This is a genomic window from Vibrio sp. 10N.261.54.A5, from assembly GCF_041471145.1.
GTDB classification, from domain to species: domain Bacteria; phylum Pseudomonadota; class Gammaproteobacteria; order Enterobacterales; family Vibrionaceae; genus Vibrio; species Vibrio crassostreae_C.
In genome coordinates this window covers 44,784-68,772 of record NZ_JBFRNU010000044.1, presented here as the reverse complement: position 1 = coordinate 68,772, position 23,989 = coordinate 44,784, and the positions used below count along the sequence as shown (strand labels likewise).

At 45.8% G+C, this 23,989-nt stretch carries 24 protein-coding genes; 15 read left to right on the top strand and 9 right to left on the bottom strand.

Annotated features, from left to right (window positions below):
- Nucleotides 1–41: 41 nt before the first annotated feature.
- The 5 genes from AB4329_RS13755 to AB4329_RS13735 form a co-directional block, all read right to left on the bottom strand.
- Nucleotides 42–950, bottom strand: a complete 909-nt coding sequence (locus AB4329_RS13755) for an alpha/beta hydrolase fold domain-containing protein (protein WP_372138552.1) — start codon at nucleotides 948–950, stop codon at nucleotides 42–44.
- A gap of 14 nt (nucleotides 951–964) precedes the next feature.
- Nucleotides 965–2,845 (bottom strand): TonB-dependent receptor domain-containing protein, encoded by a 1,881-nt coding sequence (locus tag AB4329_RS13750; RefSeq protein ID WP_372138559.1) that lies wholly within the window; start codon nucleotides 2,843–2,845, stop codon nucleotides 965–967.
- Nucleotides 2,846–3,143: 298 nt separating this feature from the next.
- Nucleotides 3,144–4,082, bottom strand: a complete 939-nt coding sequence (locus AB4329_RS13745; protein WP_017071654.1) for a LysR family transcriptional regulator — start codon at nucleotides 4,080–4,082, stop codon at nucleotides 3,144–3,146.
- A 168-nt stretch (nucleotides 4,083–4,250) separates the two neighbouring features.
- Nucleotides 4,251–4,658, bottom strand: a complete 408-nt coding sequence (locus tag AB4329_RS13740) for a hypothetical protein (RefSeq protein ID WP_017061620.1) — start codon at nucleotides 4,656–4,658, stop codon at nucleotides 4,251–4,253.
- Between the two features lie 139 nt (nucleotides 4,659–4,797).
- Nucleotides 4,798–6,129 (bottom strand): ferric reductase-like transmembrane domain-containing protein, encoded by a 1,332-nt coding sequence (locus AB4329_RS13735; protein WP_372138550.1) that lies wholly within the window; start codon nucleotides 6,127–6,129, stop codon nucleotides 4,798–4,800.
- Between the two features lie 233 nt (nucleotides 6,130–6,362).
- On the opposite strand from AB4329_RS13735, the gene AB4329_RS13730 reads away from it, so the two are divergent.
- The 5 genes from AB4329_RS13730 to AB4329_RS13710 all read left to right on the top strand — a co-directional run bounded on the left by AB4329_RS13730 (nucleotide 6,363) and on the right by AB4329_RS13710 (nucleotide 9,019).
- The gene (locus AB4329_RS13730) at nucleotides 6,363–7,052 is read left to right on the top strand and encodes a flavin reductase family protein (protein ID WP_017061618.1); all 690 of its coding nucleotides are present in this window, start codon (nucleotides 6,363–6,365) and stop codon (nucleotides 7,050–7,052) included.
- A gap of 120 nt (nucleotides 7,053–7,172) precedes the next feature.
- Nucleotides 7,173–7,964 carry a CLCA_X family protein gene (locus tag AB4329_RS13725; protein WP_017061617.1) on the top strand — a complete coding sequence of 264 codons (792 nt, stop codon included), beginning with the start codon at nucleotides 7,173–7,175 and terminating at the stop codon, nucleotides 7,962–7,964.
- A 186-nt stretch (nucleotides 7,965–8,150) separates the two neighbouring features.
- Nucleotides 8,151–8,408: a type II toxin-antitoxin system Phd/YefM family antitoxin gene (locus tag AB4329_RS13720; protein WP_017061616.1), complete on the top strand. Its 258-nt coding sequence runs from the start codon at nucleotides 8,151–8,153 to the stop codon at nucleotides 8,406–8,408.
- Entirely contained in the window at nucleotides 8,398–8,664 is a 267-nt protein-coding gene (locus AB4329_RS13715) for a Txe/YoeB family addiction module toxin (RefSeq protein WP_017061615.1), read from the top strand. The genes AB4329_RS13720 and AB4329_RS13715 overlap by 11 nt, the downstream gene beginning before the upstream one ends.
- A gap of 31 nt (nucleotides 8,665–8,695) precedes the next feature.
- Nucleotides 8,696–9,019, top strand: a complete 324-nt coding sequence (locus tag AB4329_RS13710; RefSeq protein WP_372138549.1) for a DUF4144 domain-containing protein — start codon at nucleotides 8,696–8,698, stop codon at nucleotides 9,017–9,019.
- 115 nt (nucleotides 9,020–9,134) lie between these two features.
- Here AB4329_RS13710 and AB4329_RS13705 read toward each other — a convergent pair whose 3' ends face one another.
- Entirely contained in the window at nucleotides 9,135–10,463 is a 1,329-nt protein-coding gene (locus tag AB4329_RS13705) for an anaerobic C4-dicarboxylate transporter (RefSeq protein ID WP_004732879.1), read from the bottom strand.
- A 411-nt stretch (nucleotides 10,464–10,874) separates the two neighbouring features.
- Between AB4329_RS13705 and AB4329_RS13700 the strand changes: the two genes are divergently transcribed.
- The 10 genes from AB4329_RS13700 (at nucleotide 10,875) to AB4329_RS13655 (ending at nucleotide 22,439) form a co-directional block, all read left to right on the top strand.
- Nucleotides 10,875–11,534 (top strand): HAD family phosphatase, encoded by a 660-nt coding sequence (locus AB4329_RS13700; RefSeq protein WP_136974166.1) that lies wholly within the window; start codon nucleotides 10,875–10,877, stop codon nucleotides 11,532–11,534.
- A gap of 196 nt (nucleotides 11,535–11,730) precedes the next feature.
- Nucleotides 11,731–12,357: an HD domain-containing protein gene (locus AB4329_RS13695; protein ID WP_017069080.1), complete on the top strand. Its 627-nt coding sequence runs from the start codon at nucleotides 11,731–11,733 to the stop codon at nucleotides 12,355–12,357.
- A 42-nt stretch (nucleotides 12,358–12,399) separates the two neighbouring features.
- Nucleotides 12,400–12,915: a GNAT family N-acetyltransferase gene (locus AB4329_RS13690; protein ID WP_372138548.1), complete on the top strand. Its 516-nt coding sequence runs from the start codon at nucleotides 12,400–12,402 to the stop codon at nucleotides 12,913–12,915.
- Nucleotides 12,916–12,998: 83 nt separating this feature from the next.
- A complete protein-coding gene (locus AB4329_RS13685; protein WP_108185318.1) occupies nucleotides 12,999–13,685 on the top strand; it encodes a DNA-3-methyladenine glycosylase I in 687 nt (228 codons plus the stop codon).
- 194 nt (nucleotides 13,686–13,879) lie between these two features.
- Nucleotides 13,880–14,614, top strand: a complete 735-nt coding sequence (locus AB4329_RS13680; protein WP_108185319.1) for a GntR family transcriptional regulator — start codon at nucleotides 13,880–13,882, stop codon at nucleotides 14,612–14,614.
- Between the two features lie 482 nt (nucleotides 14,615–15,096).
- Complete coding sequence (gene xdhA, locus AB4329_RS13675) at nucleotides 15,097–16,542, top strand: xanthine dehydrogenase small subunit (protein ID WP_372138546.1); 1,446 nt, start codon at nucleotides 15,097–15,099, stop codon at nucleotides 16,540–16,542.
- Complete coding sequence (gene xdhB / locus AB4329_RS13670) at nucleotides 16,535–18,940, top strand: xanthine dehydrogenase molybdopterin binding subunit (protein WP_372138545.1); 2,406 nt, start codon at nucleotides 16,535–16,537, stop codon at nucleotides 18,938–18,940. Before xdhA ends, xdhB begins: the two co-directional genes overlap by 8 nt.
- Nucleotides 18,941–18,994: 54 nt before the next feature.
- Nucleotides 18,995–19,876: a xanthine dehydrogenase accessory protein XdhC gene (gene xdhC / locus AB4329_RS13665; RefSeq protein ID WP_004732871.1), complete on the top strand. Its 882-nt coding sequence runs from the start codon at nucleotides 18,995–18,997 to the stop codon at nucleotides 19,874–19,876.
- A gap of 59 nt (nucleotides 19,877–19,935) precedes the next feature.
- Nucleotides 19,936–21,270 (top strand): guanine deaminase, encoded by a 1,335-nt coding sequence (gene guaD / locus AB4329_RS13660; RefSeq protein ID WP_372138544.1) that lies wholly within the window; start codon nucleotides 19,936–19,938, stop codon nucleotides 21,268–21,270.
- A 287-nt stretch (nucleotides 21,271–21,557) separates the two neighbouring features.
- The gene (locus tag AB4329_RS13655; protein WP_004732869.1) at nucleotides 21,558–22,439 is read left to right on the top strand and encodes an AEC family transporter; all 882 of its coding nucleotides are present in this window, start codon (nucleotides 21,558–21,560) and stop codon (nucleotides 22,437–22,439) included.
- On the opposite strand, the gene AB4329_RS13650 is transcribed toward AB4329_RS13655, so the two are convergent.
- From AB4329_RS13650 to AB4329_RS13640, 3 genes are all read right to left on the bottom strand, one after another.
- On the bottom strand, nucleotides 22,436–22,960 hold the full coding sequence (locus AB4329_RS13650) for a hypothetical protein (RefSeq protein WP_372138542.1): 525 nt from the start codon (nucleotides 22,958–22,960) through the stop codon (nucleotides 22,436–22,438). The genes AB4329_RS13655 and AB4329_RS13650 overlap by 4 nt on opposite strands.
- Before the next feature lie 267 nt (nucleotides 22,961–23,227).
- Nucleotides 23,228–23,701 carry a GrpB family protein gene (locus tag AB4329_RS13645; protein WP_372138541.1) on the bottom strand — a complete coding sequence of 158 codons (474 nt, stop codon included), beginning with the start codon at nucleotides 23,699–23,701 and terminating at the stop codon, nucleotides 23,228–23,230.
- Between the two features lie 16 nt (nucleotides 23,702–23,717).
- Nucleotides 23,718–23,957: a hypothetical protein gene (locus AB4329_RS13640; RefSeq protein ID WP_372138539.1), complete on the bottom strand. Its 240-nt coding sequence runs from the start codon at nucleotides 23,955–23,957 to the stop codon at nucleotides 23,718–23,720.
- Between the last annotated feature and the right edge of the window lie 32 nt (nucleotides 23,958–23,989).

The window sequence follows — 23,989 nt, the reverse complement described above, 5'->3', positions numbered from 1 at the left end:
TGAATGCTTTCTAGCGCGTTGTAACGTCACAAAAGTAGAGATTATTTAATTGGATAATGTCGCTTTAAAAACGCAATCACATGCGGTACATACTTATCGGTATCAAAAATTGGAGCACTATGACCAACACCCTCCTCGATAAACAGCTGATTCTCAATGCCGTACTTGTCCAAAGCATGTTTGAGGATCTGGCTTTGCGCTAAAGGCACTCGCTTATCCAGTGTTCCATGGAACTGAATGTAAGGCGGAGCATCACTGTTTATATAACTGGTCGTTGAAGCTTGTGCCGCTAGCTCTAGTACTTCACTCGGGATATCACCTAAAAAACGTGACACCGACGACTTTTTACTGGTTGGTCTGTTCCCTTTATTACCTAGTTCCAGCAGGTCCGTCGGGCCAAAAAAGCTTACAACTCCAGCCACTCGATACTTAGGTTCTGAGTAAAAGCTAATGTCACCGTGCGTATTACTTGCGCCGACCAATCCCGCTAAATGACCACCAGCTGAACGCCCCATCATAACCAGGTTATCGGCGGCAAGATTGTACTTGTTAGCATGGTCATGAAGATAGTTAATAGCATCATTAATATCCGCGACTGGTTTTGGGAAAGTTGCTTCGCCACTTAAACGATAATCGACCGCAGCCAACGCATAACCTTCATCCAAAACAGAATTAAGCAACAACGGGTTTTTAGTCGGAATATCGTCTTTAGTGCCACGCTTCCACGCACCGCCATGTACCCAAACGAGCAACGGATATTTTCCATCAACCTTTGCTTCTGTTTTGGGAAGGTAGAGATCAAGCTTGATCTCTCGTGCTTCTACCGTCTTAAACAAGATGTCCTTTTCTACTGTGTATACCGCATTAGCATTAGCATTAGCATTAGCATTAGCATTAGCAGCCGATAATCCAACAAATGAAAGCATCAGTAATTTTGTTATCTTTTTCATTATGAACCTCTTATCTAGAATGACGCTTCTGCTGCTAACCAGTAACGACGACCATCTTCAACGTAGCCAAACTCTTCGTAATCGGTTTGTTCATCAAATAGGTTGTAGATACCAGCCATCACCTTAAGGTTCTTTTGCACATACCAGTTGGCACCTAAGTCAACATAAGTAATTGATGGCGCTTCGTATTGTGTTCTTGAACTACTCGTTGTCGGTTCTGACTCTTTGCCACGGTATGTCACTCGCATCCAAGATTGGACATCATCACGTACTTGCCAATCTGCATTTACGGTAACTAAATGCTCAGGAACTTGTGTTAGTGGCTTACCCTCATCTTCACCAGACTGCTTCTCAGTATGTGTATAGGTATACGTCGAACCGACAGAAATCGCCTCAGTAATGCCTTTGTTTATCGTGTATTCAGCACCGTAAGTAATCGCGTCTTCAATGTTCACGTAGGTAGAATCACAACCACGTCGGCCACAGTTAGTGCTCAGCTCTTTCTTGTCGATCTTGTCTTTAAAGTCACTGTAGAATACGGTGATGTTCGAGCTTAAATCGGCATCGCCAACAAAGTACACGCCCATTTCACTGTTCACTGACGTCTCGGCTTTTAGATCAGGATTACCGTAAACCGAGCAGTCGCCACCACAACTTTCTTGCGCCCAACCCGCTTCCATCTCAGTTAAGCCTGGTGCTCGATATCCCGTTGAAACACCGCCTTTCACTGTCCAATATGAGTCGACACTCCACACACCATAAACGCGAGGGCTCAGATGAGACTCGAACACGTCATTTTGATCAAATCTGAGGCCAGTTGTTAGAGCAAAAGAATCGGTGATGTACCATTCATCTTCCGCAAACAGTGACCATTGGTTATTTTTGAAGACATGATCTTCTGCAGAATCTGTCAGCTCCTGACGTGTATAGTTGAAGCCGATAGTTAGGTAGTGCGCCTCAAGCACAGGCATAGACCATTGTGAGTTCAGAGTCAGGTTTTCCACTTCCATTTCTCCGCCTTCATTCTCAACCGTTTCATTGTTGATGTATGAAGTGCCCGAGCCCCAGTCGTAGTTGCCTGAGTGAGATAGGCCCAATGATTGACGATTGTTCACACGCTCAGAATCTGTGGTTTTCGATTTTCCATCCGTCGTCACTCGTTCTTGATCGTGATAGGTGTAATCAAACGAGAAAGTATCGTCATCCGTAGGCGTCAAGTGTAGTGCGCCACGGTAACTCTCTAATGTTTTGCCTCCGTATCCGTAAAGAATCTCATCTTCCTTACGCTCTTGATATAAACCAGAGAAAGAAGCACTCAACAAGCCATCAATAAGAGGGCCCGCTAGATGCACTTGGCTTTGATATGAATTGCCCGAGTCTGAGTTCTCTTGCAGTGTTGTTTCACCACGTACGCTGCCATACCACTCTTGATAATCTTTACGAGTGATAATGTTGATCACACCGCCAATCGCGTCTGAACCGTAAAGCGTCGACATTGGGCCACGCACGACTTCAACTCGCTCAATCGCGCTTAGAGGTGGTAGCCAATCTTGCTCAAAGCCACCACTGCTGTTTTGTTGTGTTTCACGGCCAGACTGCTTGCGTCCATCGACCAAAATCGCCGTGTATTCTGCAGGCATACCACGTATTGAAATGTCTTGGCTCGAACCACCACCTGTCACTATCACACTAGGTACATCACGCAGCGCGTCTGTCAGATCTTTATACGATTGGTTTTCCAGCTGCTCACGAGTAATCACGCTGATCGACGCTGGCGCTTCAGTGACAACCTGCTCATAACCAGCTGCTGTCACAACCATGGTTTCCATAGTCGTCGCTTCAATGGTCAAAGCTTCGGTATCAACTTGATTTACTTGTTCGTTAGCAAAGCCCATCACAGGGAATACAAAACACGCAGCAGCTATAGACTTAGAAAGGGGGGAACGAGTAAACGTTTGAATAGTGTTCATCTTGGCTCTACTTAAATTGAGATTGCATTTAATAATCATTCTCAATTAGAGCGGCGTAAATCATTCGCTTCAAGCATAATGCTATCGCCAAAATAGAATATCGCTATCCGCCAGACGGATAGTTACCTTCACCTTATGCTTGATATGAAACTGATGATGTTGCGAATAACGGCTCTCAAATCACTCAGACTTCGGTGCTTACTTAACTAGAAGTCACTCTCTTTTAAGAGTACGTATCTTTGCCTACATAGAGGTCTTTGAATATTTCACGTACCCATTCACACATCGGGTCATCATGAAATCGCTTGTGCCAGTACAAATAAACTTCTTGAAAGCTCAAGTGGAGTTCTTCTGGGACTTCTCTGGTGATCAGGCGGGGATCATGACACGCTGCTTCTGCAAAAGGTGTTGGAAGGTGAAAGATGATGTCGGTTTCGGCAGCAATACTTGGCGCCGAGCTGAAGTTACTCAACTGCACAGGTGCAGACAGGCGCTGCTTTTTATTGGCTAAACCGAGTTCTTGGTATTTGTGTTCGAAAGAGAGCCTTTTCTCACCTTGTAGAGAGACTTGGCCAAAATCATATTCCGCCAGCTTTTGTGGGGTCAGAGTTTCATTCGCCAATGGGTGCTCTCGGCTCATCAACAAACGGAACGTGCGCTTCGCCACTGTCATACGATAGATATTTTGCTCAGCAGAAGGCGGCTGATGCGAAGATAAGGCAAAGTGCACATCACCTGCGACCAAGGATTCGAAATGACGCTTGGGCGCAGAATCTAAACTCACGATCATGTTCGGCGCTTCTTTGCGGATCTTAGCGATCACCTTGGGCATTAAGGTATTAATTTGAGGCAGTAAGCCATAAAATTTCACAGTACTATCAACCTTGCTTGGGTCAAACGACTGCTTATGAACCAACTTTTCCAGGTTAGTAATAACGGTGTTGATATCGTTTTTAATCGACTCTGCTTTTGGGGTCAGCTCATAGCCATACTTCTTACGTACCAGCAGCTCATCATCAAAGAAGGTACGCATTTTTTGTAGCGTACGACTTACCGAAGACTGGCTCATGTTCAGAGACATTGCGGTATTAGAGACGTGTTTTTCTTCGAGTAAATGCTTAAGAACGAAAAGAAGATTCAGGTCAATCTGGGAGAGGTTCATGAGTGCGTCACCAAAATAATGAGGACATCGTTGAGACAATACGCCGCGCTCAAACCACGGCAATGCATATCAATGATTGGGGTTCAAGATACCGAGTTAACGGCTCTGCGAGCATGATTTAAAGTTCAATAGAAAAACGACTAAATCAAAAAATAGAAATAGAGATCGCTACTTTCTCTTCCCCTGCTCCACCAACTTTTCATTCCATGCCGTATTGCCGTCACGCTTAGTCACGTCATACTCTGAACAGAACTGAGATATGGTCATATTGTTATCGCCAGTGGCAAGCTTGAGAGCCAACTGAACTTGTTGAAGCTTGCTTTGCAGTCGCAAGATTTGACCAGCATTTGGGCTTTTCTCTTTGGCGTATTTTAAAGCCGCATGCTTACGTTCTGCCGCGCCCGCTCGGCGATCTGCTTCTGATAACAGATACTTGAGTTGAGCAACACTCTTGCCTTTCTTGAAGGCAGGATCAAGCAACTCAACGCATTCATCAAACGATGGATCGATAACGTATGGGTCAACTTTATGAGCTTGTTGGCGCATCCATTCGAGTGCGAGTTTTTCATCTGACATAATTACATCTTTACCAAAGAAACAGCCCTATATGGTATCGCTCAATAGCAAACCGCTGCAATAACAAATTGAGTGACTTTACGCCTTTTTACACTGTGCCGATTGACTAATTTAACAATCACAGCTCCAATAGTTGGCTTTAACGCATCACAAACAGCTCTTCGTGGTAGTGCTTTTCAATATCAAATTGATAGTTGTCTAATTCTTTTTTCAGTGATGTAGAGAACAACTCCGGCCCGCAGAAATACATCTCGTACTCGTTGAGGTCGCCACATTGATTGACAATTCTTCCGGCGTTTAGCCGCGGTGAGTGCAAGGTATCTATCACGGTCAACTTCACACCAACCGCGTGTGCTAGGTGCCACAACTCATCGATTAATTGCTTATCAACACCGCGAGTACAATAAAACAGTTGAATACGAGGATGATCTCGTTCTGTTTTGAGCGCTTCAAGTGTTGCAAAAAACGACGCTATCCCGACACCACCAGCAATCCAAATTTGTGGCTTGCTTAGGTCAAAATAAAGTCGACCATAGGGTCCTTCAACCGTAACCGCATCGCCCGCTTTCACTCGTTCATATAGGCCATTAGTAAAATCACCCAGCTCTTTGATCAAAAAGCGCAGCTCTGGATCATCACTGCCAGAAACAATGGTAAACGGATGCGGGTCTTCATTACCGAAACGCAAGTACGCAAACTGCCCAGCTTTGTGACCTTGCCAAGATGCCTCCGGTTTTAACACCAGCTCCATCACTTCAGCTTGTGGAAAATAGCGAGTCGAGATAATCTTCGCTGAGTGACGATTACGACGCCCAACCAAGCCCAACAAACTGTAAATCGCTGCGATAGACCCAGCCAAAGCAAATGCCACAGTTAGATAATAAATAGGTTCTCCCCAATACGCTCGTTTAAGCAGGATTACTGAGTGGAAAGCGATAAACAGGTACGCAACCGACATCAGACGGTGCGACAATTTAAACGGTTTGTACTTCACTGCCGCCCATAGTGACGCCACCAGTAAAATGAGCAACAAGTAGAAGCCCCACTCGCCAATACTCTGAGCAATACCGCGTAATTCATTGACCCATAACTCCCATCCAGTCAAAACAGCTTGCGGCCCTGAACCATCGTGTCGAACAGGCTTATCTAACACACCAGACACCACCAATGACTTAGGTATTTGGTACCACAACCAGTGTGTCACACCCAGTGCAACACCACCGATACCGAGCCATTTATGGACTCGATATGCTTTATCCATACCTTTCAGCCAATTCTCAACCATAGGCAAACGCATCGCCAAGATCATTGTGATGGACATTAACACCAGAGACAAAATACCTGAGTACTGAATCATGGCTGAGCGCCATTCAAAGACATCGCTTGAAGCGAATAATTGCGGTTCCATCGCAAACCAAAAGGCTGACATTGTGGCAATCATTGCCCAAATGATATTGCGGACTGTTTTCATTTGTTAACACTCATAAAGACGACATCATTACTTTAGCTCCTGTGATGTAAAGGGACGTCAACGTACGTAAATCTATGCAAAGGATCTCGTTCATTGTGCTGTAGCAGAGATAAAAGAGACAAACTGCCCACGGCCAATAAGCGCTCTTTGATCGATAAAAGCGGATTCTTCGTACATATAAGTCCGTTAGTGAGCATGCTCGAAGATAACAATAAATGAGAAGAAGAGAAGATATGAAGGACATGACCCTTTCTAAACAAGATATCCAAACAATGGACCCGCGCCACCGCATTCGTTTGGTTAACTCCCTATCTGGATTTAAAAGCGCCAACCTAATTGGTACTTGTGATAAACAGGGGCTTGAAAACCTTGCGATAGTGAGCTCTGTCATTCACCTAGGGTCTGATCCCGCGCTGCTTGGTTTTATTGTTCGCCCAGATAAAAGCCGACGTCATACGCTAGAAAACATCCTAGAAACTAAGTACTTCACCGTTAACAGCATTGGTGCTGACTTTGTTAAAAAGGCCCATCAAACCTCGGCTCGCTACCCTAAACCAGTCTCAGAATTCAACGCGGTCGGCTTAACGGCCTATTATGACGACACATTCCCCGCTCCCTTCGTCTTGGAGAGCAGTTTAAAGATAGGGTTAGCGTTCAAAGAACAGATAACAATCGAAAGCAATCAAACGCAAATGTTGATCGGTGAAGTTATAACGATTCACGCACCCAAACGCGCCGTGATGCCGGATGGCTACCTTGATTTAGAAGCGTTGGATTTGGTCACGGTATCAGGGCTTGATAGCTACCACGTAACTCAAAGACTGCACCGATTAAGCTATGCAAAACCACAACAGCCACTCTTTCCACTCACTCGTGAAGGTAACCCAACTTCATGGGAAGCTTTCGAACTCAATCTAAACTAATTTTGTTCGGCAATTTGCTATCAAAAGTGCTAACGTCCTTTAATTCCAAGAGATGCATCTCACACAGGCGCATCTCACTGAGCACACTATTCATTCTTACGTCTGTTTCCAAGGACCCTTTTGAAGTTAACTCACTTTAAATACAAAACGCGCGAAGGCCCAGACTACCGACATGGCGATCAGGTGTCATTCATGGACATCAAACAAACCTTCGGTATGGGCAGCATTCGTGTGGGTGCTTGGGTGACGAAAGAAGAAAAAGAGTTGGCCGCAAATCTGATATTCGATTCGCTAGCCGACTTGGCTTACATCTTGGCTTTGCCACCAGAAGCGATTGGCCTTCGCGGCACATTAGGCTTAGCGTTCGGCAGTGGCGGCAGAAAAGGCGTACAAGCACACTATGCCCCGAACCAACGAGAATTAGCCCTCGCGAAGAATGCCGGAGCTGGCGCGCTCGCTCACGAGTTTTGGCATGCATTTGACCACTATATCGCTGAGAAAGCGTTTGAAATCGGCGATACCTCTGGCCCTCGCAAGCAGATCCTGTTCGCCAGCGACTGTTGGTTGCACGATAGAACGGTGCGACCTCATCCATTAAACGAAAGTTTGATGTCTCTGTTTGATGCCACACTGCTTAGCGACAATAACTTGGACAAACACGATTATGTGGCTCGCAGTGTGATTGCCGACAAAGCGATGTCTGCCCGTTACTTCTCACTACCCACAGAGATGATGGCGCGCGCTTTTGAATCCGTGATTGAATCGTGTTCCGATATCAAGAACGCTTATCTAGTGGATGGCACAACCAAGCCTGATATGTACCCCGTGTATCCTGATATGGCGCACCGAGAACAGATATACCAAGCCCTGCAAGGTTACTTCGCACCATTAGGCCGATCTTTGAGTAAATAGCATTTTAAGTCAGTAACTCTCTGCATATTTACAATGAATGACATGTACCATAAGTTGATCATGTGTAACCTCTGATATAACATGTACAACAAGCGGAACATGTAGAATAGTTAATTCATGAATGATTAACTATTCTGTGTATATAGAAAGATTAAACATATCCAAAAACAACAGGGTAAATGAGTGATGAATATTGTTTCTTTTACTGAGGCCAGAAATAGCCTTAAGTCTGTGCTCGATAGAGTGGTAGACGATTCTGATGTTACGGTAATAACCAGACGAGATTCAGAAGATGCAGTGGTCATGTCTCTTGATCATTTTAATTCAATGCAAGAAACCTTGTACCTAATGAGCTCGCCTAAAAACGCTGAAAGATTGGCTGAATCTATTGCTCAACTCGAAGCCGGAAATACAACCGTTCGAGAATTGAATAATGACGAATGATCGAAAGATTGTATTTACAGATAATGCTTGGGAAGATTACCTATACTGGCAAACCCAAGACAAGAAAACGCTCAAGAAACTAAATAAGTTGATTGAAGCCGCCAAAAGAACGCCCTTTGAAGGGATTGGAAAGCCGGAGCCACTAGTCGGCAACCTGTCTAGCTTTTGGTCAAGACGAATCGATGACAAGAATCGATTAGTGTATAAAGCAGATGACGATAACTTTTATATAATTGCTTGTCGTCACCACTATTAAAAGCAGTAAGCAGCACATAGAAAGGGCAGTAATGATCAGTTGGCCATCTTTGGTAAAACTCGACGGTGATGATGAGCTTATTTACGTCGCATCCGAGAACAATTTTCAGGCAGAATGCTCAGACATGATCCTGGGTGAAGATGATTACCTCATTGATTCAGTTGGCGACAGCTACTCGCTACAATCAAACTCAAACCAACTGGGTTTAGCTAAACGAGCTGAGCAGTATTCGGTTGAAAGCGTGACTAAACTGATTCGAAACCACGAGTTTCAAAAAGCTGAAGTGTGCCTGATGAAGATCCACTTCCTAACGATTGAAGAAGCAATTCAGTCGCTGGCTTTTGAGGCTCGCTAATACTGCTTAAGAGCTCGTATCAAAGCGAATCCCCAAGACAGATTAAACAAAAACAGCGCCAATTCAGGCGCTGTTTTTGTTTGTTGTCTTAGCTATCTCAAAGAAAGCTAATACATTAAGCGATAAAAATCTGTGCCAGTGCGTAGCCTAAGCAACATGCGCCTACTACACCGATTAAACCAACCGACATGAATGAATGGTTGAAGTACCACTTACCAATCTTGGTGGTGCCAGAAACATCGAAGTTTACTGTTGCGATATCTGATGGGTAGTTCGGGATGAAGAAGTAGCCGTAAACCGCTGGCATCAAGCCGATAAGCAGGGCTGGGTCTAGTCCTAATCCAAGCCCAACAGGCAGCATCATACGTGCAGTAGCGGCTTGCGAGTTCACCACAACCGATACGATGAATAGCGCTAGCGCAAACGTCCACGGGTAATTGGTCACCATTTCCACGATGCCAGATTTGAACTGAGGCATTGCGTATTGGAAGTAAGTATCCGACATCCAAGCGATACCGAAGATAGCAATCGCTGCCACCATACCCGATTTGAATACCACGCCGTTTGGCACATCACGCGGGTCAGTTTTGGTTGCCAGCAAGATGATACCGCCGAAACAGAGCATCATCATTTGGATGATCACCGACATCTTGATTGGCTTGTCGCCGTCTACGATGGTTCTGATCTCAGGCACCATCGCCACGATAACAATCACGACAATCGACAATAGGAAAATCAATACCGCATTACGAGCCGAAGTTGGCAGTACTTCATCCAAAGAGGTCGCAGTGGTGCTTTCAATGCGCTTTTTCCACTCTGGATCTTTTAGACGCGCTTGGTATTCAGGATCGTCGTTCAGTTCTTTACCGCGTTTCAAGCTATACAGAGAAAGCAAAAGTGTACCGAACAAGGTTGCAGGAACCGTCACCATCAGAATAGAAAGCAGAGTAATAGAGTGTTGGATATCAGAAAGTTGCGCGAGGTAATAGACCACAGCAGCAGAAATTGGTGATGCCGTTATAGCTAGTTGAGACGCAACAGACGCAGCCGCCATTGGGCGCTCAGGACGAATACCATTCTTCAACGCAACATCGCCGATGATTGGCATAATTGAGTAAACCGCGTGGCCAGTACCCAATAGGAAAGTCATCGAGTAAGTCACGAACGGTGCTATCAAGGTGACGCGTTTCGGGTTCTTTCTCAGTACCCTTTCCGCCACTTGCAGCATGTATTTCAAACCACCTGCCGCTTCGAGAATCGAAGCACAAGTAACAACGGCGAGGATGATCAGCATCACGGTGACAGGTGGAGACGTTGGTGGCATCTTGAAGACAAACACCTCGATAACCAAACCAATACCAGAAACAACACCTAAGCCAATACCGCCATACCGAGATCCGATATAAAGGACGACTAATAAAAATAGAAACTCAAAATACAACATAAGCAACCCTGCTAAAAATGTGGACTAATGTTATTTTCTCCCTAAGCTCAGCCATTTACTTATTGCTTGGTCACACTATGATTGCAGGCTCCCGGTAATTGTTTTTTATAAGATTATGGTCACGTAAACAGACCTGTAAGTTTATGAAATGTAATAAGAAGCCAGACGCACAAGCTAGATTTGTTATGTGGGATAATCATAATTGTTTCTGTTAGATCTGGATGGCCTATAAAATATCAGGCTCATAACTGAACGATATTATTTCAACCACAACCAATCACATTTAAAGTCATGCAGAAGCATATTGCCGAGCCGATTGGATATATTCTTACTGAACGTTGACTCGCCTATCACTAGACACTATGTCAAAATACCCGCCCTCACGATGACAACACATAAAGAACCACGGATATGAATTTTCAAGCTGCTATTTTTGATATGGATGGGCTGCTGCTCGACACCGAGCGACTTTGTATGCAAGTTTTTGAAGAAGCATGTCACGCGCAAGGTGTTCCGTTTTTGCAAGATGTCTACCTAGGCATCATTGGTTGTAACGCAAAAACCATCGAACAGATTTTTCGAAATGGTTACGGTGAAGGGTTAGATTACCCAGCGCTGAATAATGAATGGCGCACCCGCTACAGTGCAATTGTTAAAAACCAAGCAATCCCGGTAAAAGATGGCGTGATTGAGCTGCTTGAATGGCTAAAATCGAATGACATTCCAATCGCGGTAGCGACCTCCACTCAGCTTGATATCGCAAAGAAGAAGCTTGAGCTAGCTGGCCTAGATTCGTACTTCGCCTCATTAAGCACAGGCTGCGAAGTGACTCACGGCAAGCCTCACCCAGAGATTTACTTGCTGGCGGCTGAACGCCTAGGTGTTGCGCCTGAAACCTGCCTAGCGTTCGAAGATTCGAACAACGGAATTCGCGCTTCTATGGCAGCCAACATGATCAGCTTCCAGATCCCTGATTTAGTAGAGCCATGTGACGAAGTGAAAGCGCTTGGACACACCATCAGCCCTTCTCTGCATGATGTGCTAGCACAGCTTCAACAAGCTGCAGCTTAAGCTCTGACTGCCGTTGATAATGCTTTTATCAACGTAGACAAGCCCCTCTATTAAGCCGACTCACAGAGTCGGTTTTTTTGTTGGTATTCCTTTTATAAAAGATAAAAACTCGCGCTTGAAACTGTTAAAGTCGATGTGAAATAAATGCTAGGTGATCAACAAGATTGCTAACGTCTACATAGGGAGAAAGAGACGCGTGAAGGAAAAGTTTGAAGACCAACTGCTTGATTTTGCACAACGAGAAATGACACAAGATGCAGCACACGACATTAGCCACATTAAGCGCGTAGTCAAAACCGCTAAGGCTTTGTGTGCTCAAGAACAGGCTAAGCTTGAAGTCGTTTTACCCGCCGCTTACCTTCATGATTGTTTCACCTTTCCTAAGAACCATCCAGACAGAGCCAAAAGCTCGCAAATGGCAGCAGACAAGGCGATCTCTTTCCTCAAATCTATCGACTATCCCGCGTCCTATCTTGATGAGATCCATCATGCCATTGTCACGCACAGCTACAGCGCCAACATCACACCTGAAACCTTAGAAGCTCAGATAGTCCAAGATGCCGATCGCCTTGATTCGCTCGGAGCAATTGGCATCGCTCGCTGCTTGTATGTGGGTCAGAGCTTTAATGCCGAGCTGTATAACCACGAAGACCCGTTCGCTGAACATCGTGACTTAGATGACAAGCATTACAGCGTCGACCACTTCTACGTGAAGCTGTTTAAGCTAGCAGAAACCATGAATACAGAATCAGCCAAGTTAGAAGCCAACAAGCGCACCGATTACATGCGTGGCTTTCTTGAGCAGTTGGGCACGGAAGTTTAGCGGTTTAGAAAAAGAGACACGCGATAAGGAAGAGACAAGGATATGGAAATAAACCGCTTTAAAGCATCCGACGCCGAAGAGATCGTCACTTGGTTTACATCCTTAGAAGACTACGTTCTATGGGGAGGGAGAACATTTGGTTGGCCGTTAGAAGCGGCTTCAATCATCGAACGTTCTCAAGAGCCACATGTCGAGTTATATACCTTCTCTGAAACTCATTCATTACCTGAACCGAACTCAGACACCAAAAGTAATGACTTACTTGGCTTTATGGAATTTCAGCGTATGTCAGACAGTGAACTTCGTTTCTGCCGAGTTGCTATTCACCCAAACCAACGAGGCAAAGGGTTAGGACAATCGATGCTTGAAACGGCCTTAAAGGCGGCGAAAGAAATACCGAATGTCACCACCATCACCTTGGCCGTATTCAAGCTAAACCACGGCGCAAAACGCTGCTACGACAAAGCGGGCTTTGAGGTGGTCGACAAAGAGCCAAGCGTTAAAGAATTTAATGGTAAAACATGGCCTCTATATCAAATGGAATTAAAGCTTAGCTAGTTCGTTTTAATTACTAGATTTGACCCCATATCATTAAGCATTGGCTACATACTCAAGATACACAGATGTAATTTGGAACCTTCATGACCCAAGAAAAATTCGATACTATTTACCAACGTGCAGCTCACCGCAAAGGCGGAGCGGCCGAACTCGAAAAAATTATTCGTGCGCCCCTTTCACAAGCCGAGCTATCACAAATCACCGACGATCGTTGGCTAGCCGCCTTTACTGAAAAAGTATTCCAGTGTGGTATTTCATGGAATGTAGTGAGGAAGAAATGGCCGCAATTTGAAGAAGTGTTCTTTGAATTCAATATCGAAAAAATGCTGATGCTGCCGAATGAAATGTGGGAACAAAAAGCGCAAGACCCGCGCATTATTCGTCACCTGACTAAGGTAATGACTATCCCTGCCAATGCCACCATGATCCACAATGCTAAGCGTGAGGCGGATTCCTTCTCACAAATGGTTGCCGACTGGCCATCAGAACGTATCACTGAACTTTGGGATTATCTGAAGAAACACGGCAAGCGATTAGGCGGTAACACTGGTGCCTACACTCTGCGCCAAATGGGTAAAGATACCTTCATCTTGTCATCAGATGTTGAAGCACACCTACGCAGCACAGACGTGGTTGATAGCGGTCGTAACACCAAGCGAGCACAACTGGCAGCGGGTAAAGCCTTCAACGAATGGCAGCAACAGTCAGGTCGTAGCCTGAGCGAAATCAGCCAGATCGTGGCGTACAGCTGCGGCGATAATCGCGTCTAGTTTTAGGGCGAATGACTTAAAGCTCAAGATTGCACACAGTTCCCTGCAAACTAAATGTTATAAGTCATTAACAAATAAGCGTGCATCGCACTTTCATCCAGTGGCATTGTATAGATAAATGTATACAATATAGAGTAATACTCATGAATTATTCTCGACCAACCCAACTCGACTAAACAAGGGCCCTTATCTCTATGACAGCTCTCAAAAACTCTGTCTCCAAAGGTGTAAAAACGAAAGTAACAGGCCAGACTCAAGACGATGTTGTTTACTGCCATATCTTCGACGCGATACTAGAACAAAGGCTGCCACCAGCCACCAAATTAAGCGAAGAAGCACTAGCAGAAATCTTTGGCGTTAGCCGTACTATTATCCGCCGTGCCTTACTGCGTCTTTCTTTAGAACAAGTTGTGGTGATCCGTCCTAACCGAGGAGCCGTGATTGCTGCGCCAACGGTTGACGAAGCCAAACAAATCTTTAAAGCACGTGAAGTGATGGAAATTGCTATCACTGAGCTGGCGGTGAAAAACGCAACCAAAGCCCAAATCGACGAGTGTAGAAAACTGGTCGCGAAAGAGAACTGCGCCTTTGACCAAGGTGACTATGGTTCTGGCTTACGTTTATCTGGTGAGTTCCACATCAAATTGGCTGAAATGGCAGAGAACGCGCCACTGCTGGCTTTCCAACGCAGCTTGGTATCGCAAACTTCACTGCTGATCGCTCAGTACGAAACGGGCAACCACTCGAACTGTTCTCTAGACGAACACTCAGGCTTACTGGATGCGATAGAGTCAGGCAATGAACAACAAGCCGTAGAGTTGATGCAAGAACACCTAAGCCATATTCGTTCGAAGCTCAACCTAGACAGCAGCACAGCTTCTAGTGATCTGCATGTCGTGTTCTCAGATCTGCTTAAGAGTAAGTCATAGAAGATTCAACATATGATTAATAACCATCATTCAACAACTTTTTGTTAACAGCTTTTTGTTAACAGCTTTTCGTTAACAAAATTGGAGAGAAGTAAGCCTTAGTGTTTACTTCTCTTTTTTATGCCCTCTCCCCTAAAAATAAAGACGACGATCGACTCACATCCATCTAAAAATACTGTCTATTCTGCCCTCAACAACGATCTTAGCCTCTACAGAATCACTTCCCACAGTGCCATAAATCTTGCCTTTATCTTGTATACATAGCTATCCATTCATTCACACCATAAAACTGTTCACCTTCAATTAAACTCCTTATAAAACAGACAACTAAAGTCAACATTAAATTGTATACAATCTTCACAAAAGACTATTTGTTGCATTTTTGTAAATAAATAGTTGACCACAGGGTCAGGATGGATAATTATTGACCTAGAAGTCAAAAAGAATACACATGGAAATATGTCGATTTACAAGGAGGTCTCTTGATTACTTTTTTGCTCAATCAGGAAATAAGACGCGAAGATAATCTGTCGCCAAATATGACAGTGCTCAACTACCTTCGTACCAAGGTTAATAAAACCGGTACCAAAGAAGGTTGTGGGTCGGGTGACTGTGGTGCATGTACGGTAGTTCTGGGTGAGGTGGTTGATGGACAGCTGCAATACCGCTCGGTGAACTCTTGCCTTACGTTCGTTTCAGCGCTGCATGGCAAGCAACTGATCACAGTAGAAGATCTGCAAAATCGAGATCGCTCATTGCACCCAGTACAAAAAGCGGTGGTTGATTTTCACGGTTCACAGTGTGGTTACTGCACGCCGGGCTTCATCATGTCGATGTTTGCGCTAGGCAAAAACAAACCCGATGCGAGCAAAGAAGACGTCATGGAATCACTGGCGGGTAACCTATGTCGTTGTACAGGCTACCGACCAATTGTTGATGCTGCGATGTCACTTTCAACAGACCAACCTTTGATCGACCAATTTGCTGAACTTGAACGCAACACCATCAAGAAGCTAGAAAGCATTCAAGACACTGAGGCCAACTTACGCCTTGGTCACCTCACCGCTTTTTCCCCAAAAAGCACCGATGAGTTGGCCAAGCTTTTTCAAGCCCACCCGAACGCTAAGCTGGTTGCTGGCGGTACGGATTTAGCGCTGGAAGTGACGCAATTCCATCGTGAGATTGAAACACTGATCAGCGTGAACCTTGTTGAAGACATGAAGGTATGTGAAGAGACCGACACCGATCTAATCATTGGTGCCAACCTGCCTATCAGTGATTCTTACTCACTATTGAAAAAACACTACCCAGATTTTGGTGAACTGCTGCATCGCTTTGCTTCACTGCAAGTGCGTAACCAAGGCACCATCGGCGGTAATGTAGCGAATGCTTCGCCTATCGGTGACACCCCTCCTCTGCTGATTGCCCTTAACGCAAAGATCAAACTTCGTTGCGGTGACGAGTCACGCACCATGCCGATTGAAGATTACTTCATCAGCTACAAAGTGACGGCGCAAAAAGAGAGTGAGTTCATTGAACAGATCATCATTCCTAAGCCAACTAACGACAGCTTCCGAGCTTACAAACTGTCTAAACGTTTAGACGACGACATCTCTGCGGTGTGTGGTGCGTTTGATATTCAAATCGAAGACGGCAAGGTTTCTTACGCTCGTATCGCTTTCGGCGGTATGGCTGCAACACCTAAGCGCGCGGCGCGTTGTGAAAATACGTTATTAGGCAAACCATGGACAGACGCTAATATTAAGTTAGCGATGCTGGAACTGTATAACGACTTTGAGCCGCTATCTGATTTCCGTGCCAGCCAAGAATACCGTTCATTGTCGGCAGCCAATATGTTGCGTCGTTACTTCATTGAACAGCAGAACAAAAACAACCAAATCGAAACAAGGGTAACGTCTTATGTCTAAATCAAATTCCTCTGTTCACAAGAGCAATGCGATGACCCACGAAGAGATGGTTACCATTGCAAAACAAGACCTAAAAACTGGCGTAGGTAAAAGCGTAAAACACGACAGTGCAGCCAAGCAAGTCACGGGCGAAGCGGTATACATTGACGACCGCCTAGAGTTCCCAAATCAGCTGCACGTATACGCACGCCTGAGCACGCAAGCACACGCCAACATCACCAAAATAGACCTGTCACCGTGTTACGAATTTGAAGGTGTGGCGATTGCCATTCAAGCCAAAGACGTACCGGGTGAACTGGATATCGGTGCAATTCTTCCGGGTGACCCACTGCTTGCTGATGGCAAAGTAGAATACTACGGTCAACCTGTGATTGCCGTGGCAGCTAACGATTTAGAAACCGCACGTAAAGCCGCACACGCTGCAATCATTGAATATGAAGAACTGCCTGCGATTCTTGATGTAAAAGAAGCGCTAAAGAAAGAACACTTCGTCACAGAGAGCCACACTCAACAACGTGGTGACTCGAAAGCCGCACTCGCAAAAGCAAAGCACGTGATCTCTGGTGATCTAGAGATCGGCGGCCAAGAACACTTCTACCTAGAAACGCAAATCAGTAGCGTGATGCCAACCGAAGACGGCGGCATGATCGTGTACACCTCGACTCAAAACCCGACCGAAGTTCAAAAACTGGTTGCGGAAGTGATTGGCGTACCAATGCACAAAGTCGTGATTGATATGCGTCGTATGGGTGGTGGTTTCGGTGGTAAAGAGACTCAAGCAGCCTCTCCAGCGTGTATGGCCGCGGTGATTGCTCACCTCACCGGACGACCAACCAAAATGCGTCTGCTACGTAACGAAGACATGCAGCAAACTGGTAAACGCCACCCGTTCTACAATCAATATACGGTCGGTTTTGACGACAATGGTGTGATTCAAGGTGCCAATATTACCGTTGCAGGTAACTGTGGTTACTCTCCAGACTTATCAAGTTCTATCGTCGACCGCGCAATGTTCCACTCAGACAACGCCTATTACCTAGGTGATGCAACTGTGGTTGGTCATCGATGCAAAACCAATACAGCATCGAACACCGCTTACCGTGGCTTTGGTGGTCCGCAAGGCATGATGACCATTGAACACATTATGGACGAGATTGCGCGTTACCTGAAAAAAGATCCTTTGGAAGTACGTAAGGCGAACTACTACGGCGAAGAAGGCCGTAACGTGACCCATTACTACCAAACCGTTGAAGACAACTTTTTACCTGAGATAACCGAACAGCTTGAGCGCAGCAGTGACTATCACGCACGTCGTAAAGACATCGCTGAGTTCAACAAGCAGAGCCCTATCTTAAAGAAAGGCCTTGCGATCACACCAGTGAAATTCGGCATCTCGTTTACTGCGACTTTCTTGAACCAAGCAGGTGCGCTCATCCATATCTACACCGATGGCAGTATTCATTTGAATCACGGTGGTACGGAAATGGGGCAAGGCTTGAACATCAAAGTGGCACAAATCGTTGCACAGGAGTTCCAAGTCGATGTCGAACGTATCCAGATCACCGCTACAAACACAGACAAAGTTCCGAACACATCACCAACCGCAGCCTCATCGGGCGCCGACCTCAACGGTAAGGCCGCGCAAAACGCAGCAATAACCATTAAGCAGCGCCTGATCGACTTCGCTTCTTCGCACTTCAAAGTGTGGCCTGAAGAAGTGGTGTTTAAGAACGGCATGGTGCAGATCCGCGATGAAATCATGACCTTCAACTCGTTTGTTGAGCTGGCTTGGTTTAACCAGATTTCACTATCTAGCACTGGCTTCTACCGCACTCCAAAGATCTATTACGATCACGAAAAAGCACGCGGTCGCCCGTTCTACTACTACGCGTATGGCGCATCTTGTTCAGAGGTTATCGTCGATACCCTAACTGGCGAAAACAAGATTCTACGTGTCGATATTTTGCATGACGTAGGCGCTTCACTGAACCCTGCGATTGATATCGGCCAAGTCGAAGGAGGCTTTGTGCAAGGTGTCGGTTGGTTAACCACGGAAGAGTTGGTTTGGAACCAACAAGGCCGCTTGATGACCAATGGCCCGGCGAGTTACAAGATCCCAGCAATTGCCGATATGCCAATTGATTTCAGAACACACCTTTTGGAAAACCGCAGCAACCCAGAAGACACCGTCTTTAATTCGAAAGCCGTGGGCGAGCCCCCTTTCATGTTAGGTATGTCGGTTTGGAGCGCACTGAAAGATGCGATTAGCTATGTCGCCGTTGATGGCGCGATTCCTAAGCTCAACACACCTGCAACGCCAGAACGTATTCTGATGGCGATTCAGGAAGTCACTGAAACGGCTCCGACCTCGGTCGATGCTCAATCAGAAACGGCTTAGGACTTATATCGTTCGTTTAGCTTAGGAAGCACAAAAAGGGATTTAGGAGGACATATGTTTAAGGATAATTGGATTCACGAACTGGCAAAACTGGAAGAGAACTACGAACCGTGTGTGATGGTGACGGTGCTCGAAGACAGAGGTTCCGTTCCACGCGATGCGGGCACCAAAATGCTTGTCACTCGTGACCGAATCATCGCTACGATTGGTGGTGGTCACCTTGAACATGTGGCCACTAAAATGGCGCGTGAAATGCTGATTGCCAGTGAAAAGTCACTCAAAGTGGAACGCTTCAACCTAGGCGCTCGCTTAGGCCAGTGTTGTGGCGGAATGGCAACGCTAAGCTTTGAACCGATTGGCACTCAGCAGAACCACCTTGTGCTGTTTGGCGCAGGACATGTTGCCAAAGCGCTGCTCCATATTGTTGCGACCCTGCCCTTCCGCGTGACCTGGATTGATGAACGTGAAGAAGTATTTCCTGAAACGCTGCCACACGGTGTGAAAAAGCTAGTAAGCGACGATCCAGTCGGTGAAGTTAAACACATGCCACCGAACAGCTATTACCTTGTGATGACCCACAACCACCAGCTTGATTTCGATTTAACCAAAGCCATTATCGACCGTGAAGACAGCCGTTACTTTGGCATGATTGGGTCACTCACTAAGCGCAAGAAGTTCGACTTCCGCTTAGAGCAACGCGGCTATAGCCAAGAGCAAATCGAAACTATGCTTTGCCCGATTGGCATTAGTGCAGTGAATGGCAAACACCCTGCCGAAATTGCGGTGTCGGTTGCGGGTGAACTGATCGCACACTATCAAGGCCAAGCCCTTGAACAAAAGCGCCCAACCAAACAATATCGAAATCAGGATTTGACCGATCAACACAGTCAACCAAGCGACGTAGGCGAACCACCATTGGAAGAGAAGATCGCCTAACACAAGTCGCAAAGCTTCAGTGGCCATAACGTCGCTGAAGTCATTAAAAGGAAGTAAACATGACAACGCAACGCAAAGCTTATCGCGCCAGTATTTTACACAGCGTCGCCGACCCAAAAGACGTCGGTATCGATGAGTCTTACGACTATTTTGAAGACGGTGTTTTAGTGGTTGAGAACGGCCATGTCGTCGACTTAGGCCATGCCGACGAGGTATTAGCTCGCCAACCTAAAACAATCGAAGTAAAAGAATACAAAGACAAACTGATCACCTCTGGCTTTATTGATACGCACATCCACTACCCTCAAACAGGGATGATCGCGTCTTACGGTGAGCAGCTACTAGATTGGTTAGAGAACTACACCTTCCCAGAAGAAAAACGCTTCAAAAACCCAGTTTACGCACACAAAGTGGCAAAGCTATTCTTAGACGAATTGGCAAGCAACGGCACCACTACGGCTCTGGTTTTTGGCACGGTACACAAAGAGTCGGTCAACGTATTCTTTGAAGAAGCTGAGAAGCGTAATCTACGTATGATTGCGGGAAAGGTCTTAATGGATCGCAATGCGCCAGACTACCTCACCGACACACCAGAATCTGGCTATGCAGACTCCAAGGAACTGATTGAGAAATGGCACAACCGCAGCCGTTTGCTTTACGCGGTGACACCTCGTTTTGCGCCAACCAGCACACCAGAGCAACTGGCTACTGTCGGTAAACTGCTAGAAGAATATCCAGACGTGTACATGCACACTCACCTTTCTGAAAACGAGAAAGAGATCGAGTGGGTGAAATCGCTGTTCCCAGAGCGCGACAGTTACCTAGATGTCTATGACCATTACGGACTCCTTCACAAGCGTTCGGTATTTGCTCATGGTATTCACTTGTCTGACTGCGAATGTAAGCGCCTTGCTGATACTGAATCTGCCATCGCCTTTTGCCCTACTTCGAACTTGTTCTTAGGCTCCGGTTTGTTCCGATTACCAGAGATGGAAGAACACGGTATTCGTGTCGGCGTGGGTACTGATGTAGGCGCAGGCACCAGCTTCTCAATCCTGCAAACAATGAGTGAAGCGTACAAGATCATGCAGTTACAGCATAAGAAGCTGCACCCAGCTAAGTCGCTGTTCTTGGCAACACTAGGCGGCGCACGTTCGCTGCATTTAGAAGACAAGATTGGTAACTTGGAAGTCGGCAAAGAAGCGGATTTCGTGGTGTTGGATCTACACGCAACTCAGCTGATGCGCTTTAGAATGGAACAAGCGACCAAGCTTGAAGAGAAGCTATTTGTATTGATGAGCCTGGGTGACGACAGAACCGTCAGCGAGACTTACATCTACGGCGAGAAAGCCTACGATGTGAATTTCAAAGATTATCAAAAGCTCGTTAGCTAGACTGAAAACCGAGTAACAATCGCTAGACAGCGATAGCCGTCGTTAATTAAAAATCCGTCCAGATTTATCTAGCCTTGAAAGACCAGTTGCTGATGCCACTGGTCTTTTTTGTGCTTCATTCAAAGAAATATAAATTAACCGTTCACAAACAACGATCTTCGGTGACGCCAAGTCATTATATTGATAGGTTAATGTTTATACATATCGACTTCATACTTCACTTTAGCGTCTCTCTAAAACATTCGTTTCTCAGCTAAATGGAAGCACTCAATCTAGAAAGGAATTCTATGTTCGAACAGGTCGTCAGCATTCTGTTTCCCGTTTTTGCTTTAGCCAGTGCTGGCTTTGCGGTGGGTCGTTGGCTCAAGCCCGATTTCAAACCGATCAATCGCATCAACATGGATGTGTGTATTCCTGCGCTAGTGTTTGCCTCGCTGACCACCATGCCTCTCGACACCGAACAACTGCCACTCATCACCGCCTCTTTGGTCGCGGTGTTGGTGCCCGCTTTATTGATGATACCAATCTGTAAGATCTTTAAGCTCAACTTCAAAGCTTGGGCGCCGCCACATATGTTCCGCAACAGTGGCAACCTGGCCATTCCCCTGTTCACCTATACCTTTGGTGAGAGTGCATTAGCCCCTGCGGTATTGCTGTTTGTGGTATCGGCATGCGTGCACATTAGTGTCGGTTTAGCGCTACTAAGCGAAGGTAATCCGATCAAACAGATCCTCAAGATGCCGATATTCTTAGCCGCAGCATTAGCGATGACGCTCAACCTGTCTGGCATTGCAGTATGGAATCCAATCTACGAAGCCACTTCACTGCTTGGACAAGCTGCTGTCCCAATTATGCTGTTGTCGTTGGGTTCGCAAATGGTGAACTTGAAGCTAAGCGGACTCAAAGTTGGCTTGCTGTGTACGGCTCAATCGCTGTTTACTGGTGCCATCGCCTTCGCCATCATCTACTTCTTTATCCCGCTGCCAACGCTGCACCTACAAATGATGGTGCTGTTCACCATGCTGCCACCTGCCGTGATGAACTACCTGTTCGCTGAACGGTTCAATGTCGAGCCGCCTAAAGTCGCATCTATGGTGTTGTTCGGCAACTTCCTAAGCGTGGTCACCTTGCCTATCTTGCTGTCATTCGCGCTGTCTATGTCGAGTTAATTGTTTACGCACTTATCCAGTTTAAGCTCTGCCGTCACTTTAGTAAGGCGCAGAGCTATTGCGAAACAGACTAAGTAAGGACTCACATACCAGAAGAGGCTTTCTAATGGCTGCTTCACCTGCGCTTCTCTGGTTTTTATGTATTGGTTTTTCTGCATCTCATACTGACTCAGCATACCATCCACCCACACGGCATCACTTTCCACCAGCGATACACTAGGCGCAGGAACTGTAAAATCCGATGCGTTGGGTAACAAGGTGAAATCGACATCTTTGAACGTGATTGCCGTATTCAAATACCACAAACACGCTTCGTGGTGCTGAGCGTGACTATCTAAAGATGGCTGACCGGTGCAGGTATCACTTCTTAATTTATCCAAAGAAAACTGCTGAACCGATTCTAAAATCGCAACTGCTCTGGTTTGTTCGGTTTCAACCCAATCACCCGCTACTTTCGCACGAATCTCAGACACTGCACCCAGCATCCCGATACCCGCCAAGAACGGCCATAGATAATCCATAAGCTTCCATTTGCGTCGGCTCAAGTTGAACCCACACCAAATCGGAAGATGAAAAAGGAGCGTTAGCCCAAGCGATAGCAAAACGAAATTCAAAGAGCTAGAGAGCATGAGTTCGCTATCAAAGAAGTTCTTCATAATGAGAGACTTGCCTGTATAACAAAGAGAAATTTGATACTAAATTCGATATTTGAAAGGAGTGTAAGGGGAAAGTAAAAACAGCACTAAAAGTTAGAGTTTGGATGAATAATATCCAATTGAAACTTGTGGTTATTTCAAAGCCAACACATGCTCGATAAAAGCCGACTTCTTTGCACGGTACTTTTCTTGAGACCAACCTTCACAAGCCATTTTGAGGGTGTTGTATTGCTGAACTAATGCCGGATTCGCACGTAGCTTGTCACGAAACCTTAGAAAGCATTCGAACTCGGAACCATTGGCGACCACTTGCAAGGCCACATCATCAGCGGATGTAGATTCCAACATACACAGTTCGGGTGTTCTTAAGGTATCGAGTTTCTCATTAAAGCCGAGTGTTGTGAGTCTCCCAATGACATCCTCAAGTTCGCCAAGATCAACACCTACGAAGATATCCAAATCGCCCTTAGACACGGCAAAAGGAATAGAAGATGCGCCTACGTGCTCAACTCTCGCGTTAGGGATTAGCTTTTTGATGTCACGTTCGTATCGGATAAACAGCTCGTTGCAAGCCGCTTGGTATTGTTCCGCGGGGTAAAATTTCATATATCCTTACTCCGAATCACAAACTATTGAACACACCAATTGCTAACAGAAGCAACACGATGCTAATAGCTCCGATATAAGAGATTCTGGTTCGCTCTTTTTCAGTTGGAATCAATGGGGGGAAACGCCCTAATGTGAAGACTTTACAGACTATCCAGCCAGCTCCGTAACCAATGAAATCAATCAATATCGACTGAAACAGATACCTAAAGAATGAGCTCAATGCCCTGAAATACGCGACTATTAAGTCTTCCATTTTTTGTCCTAACTAAAGTCAATTTGGACTAA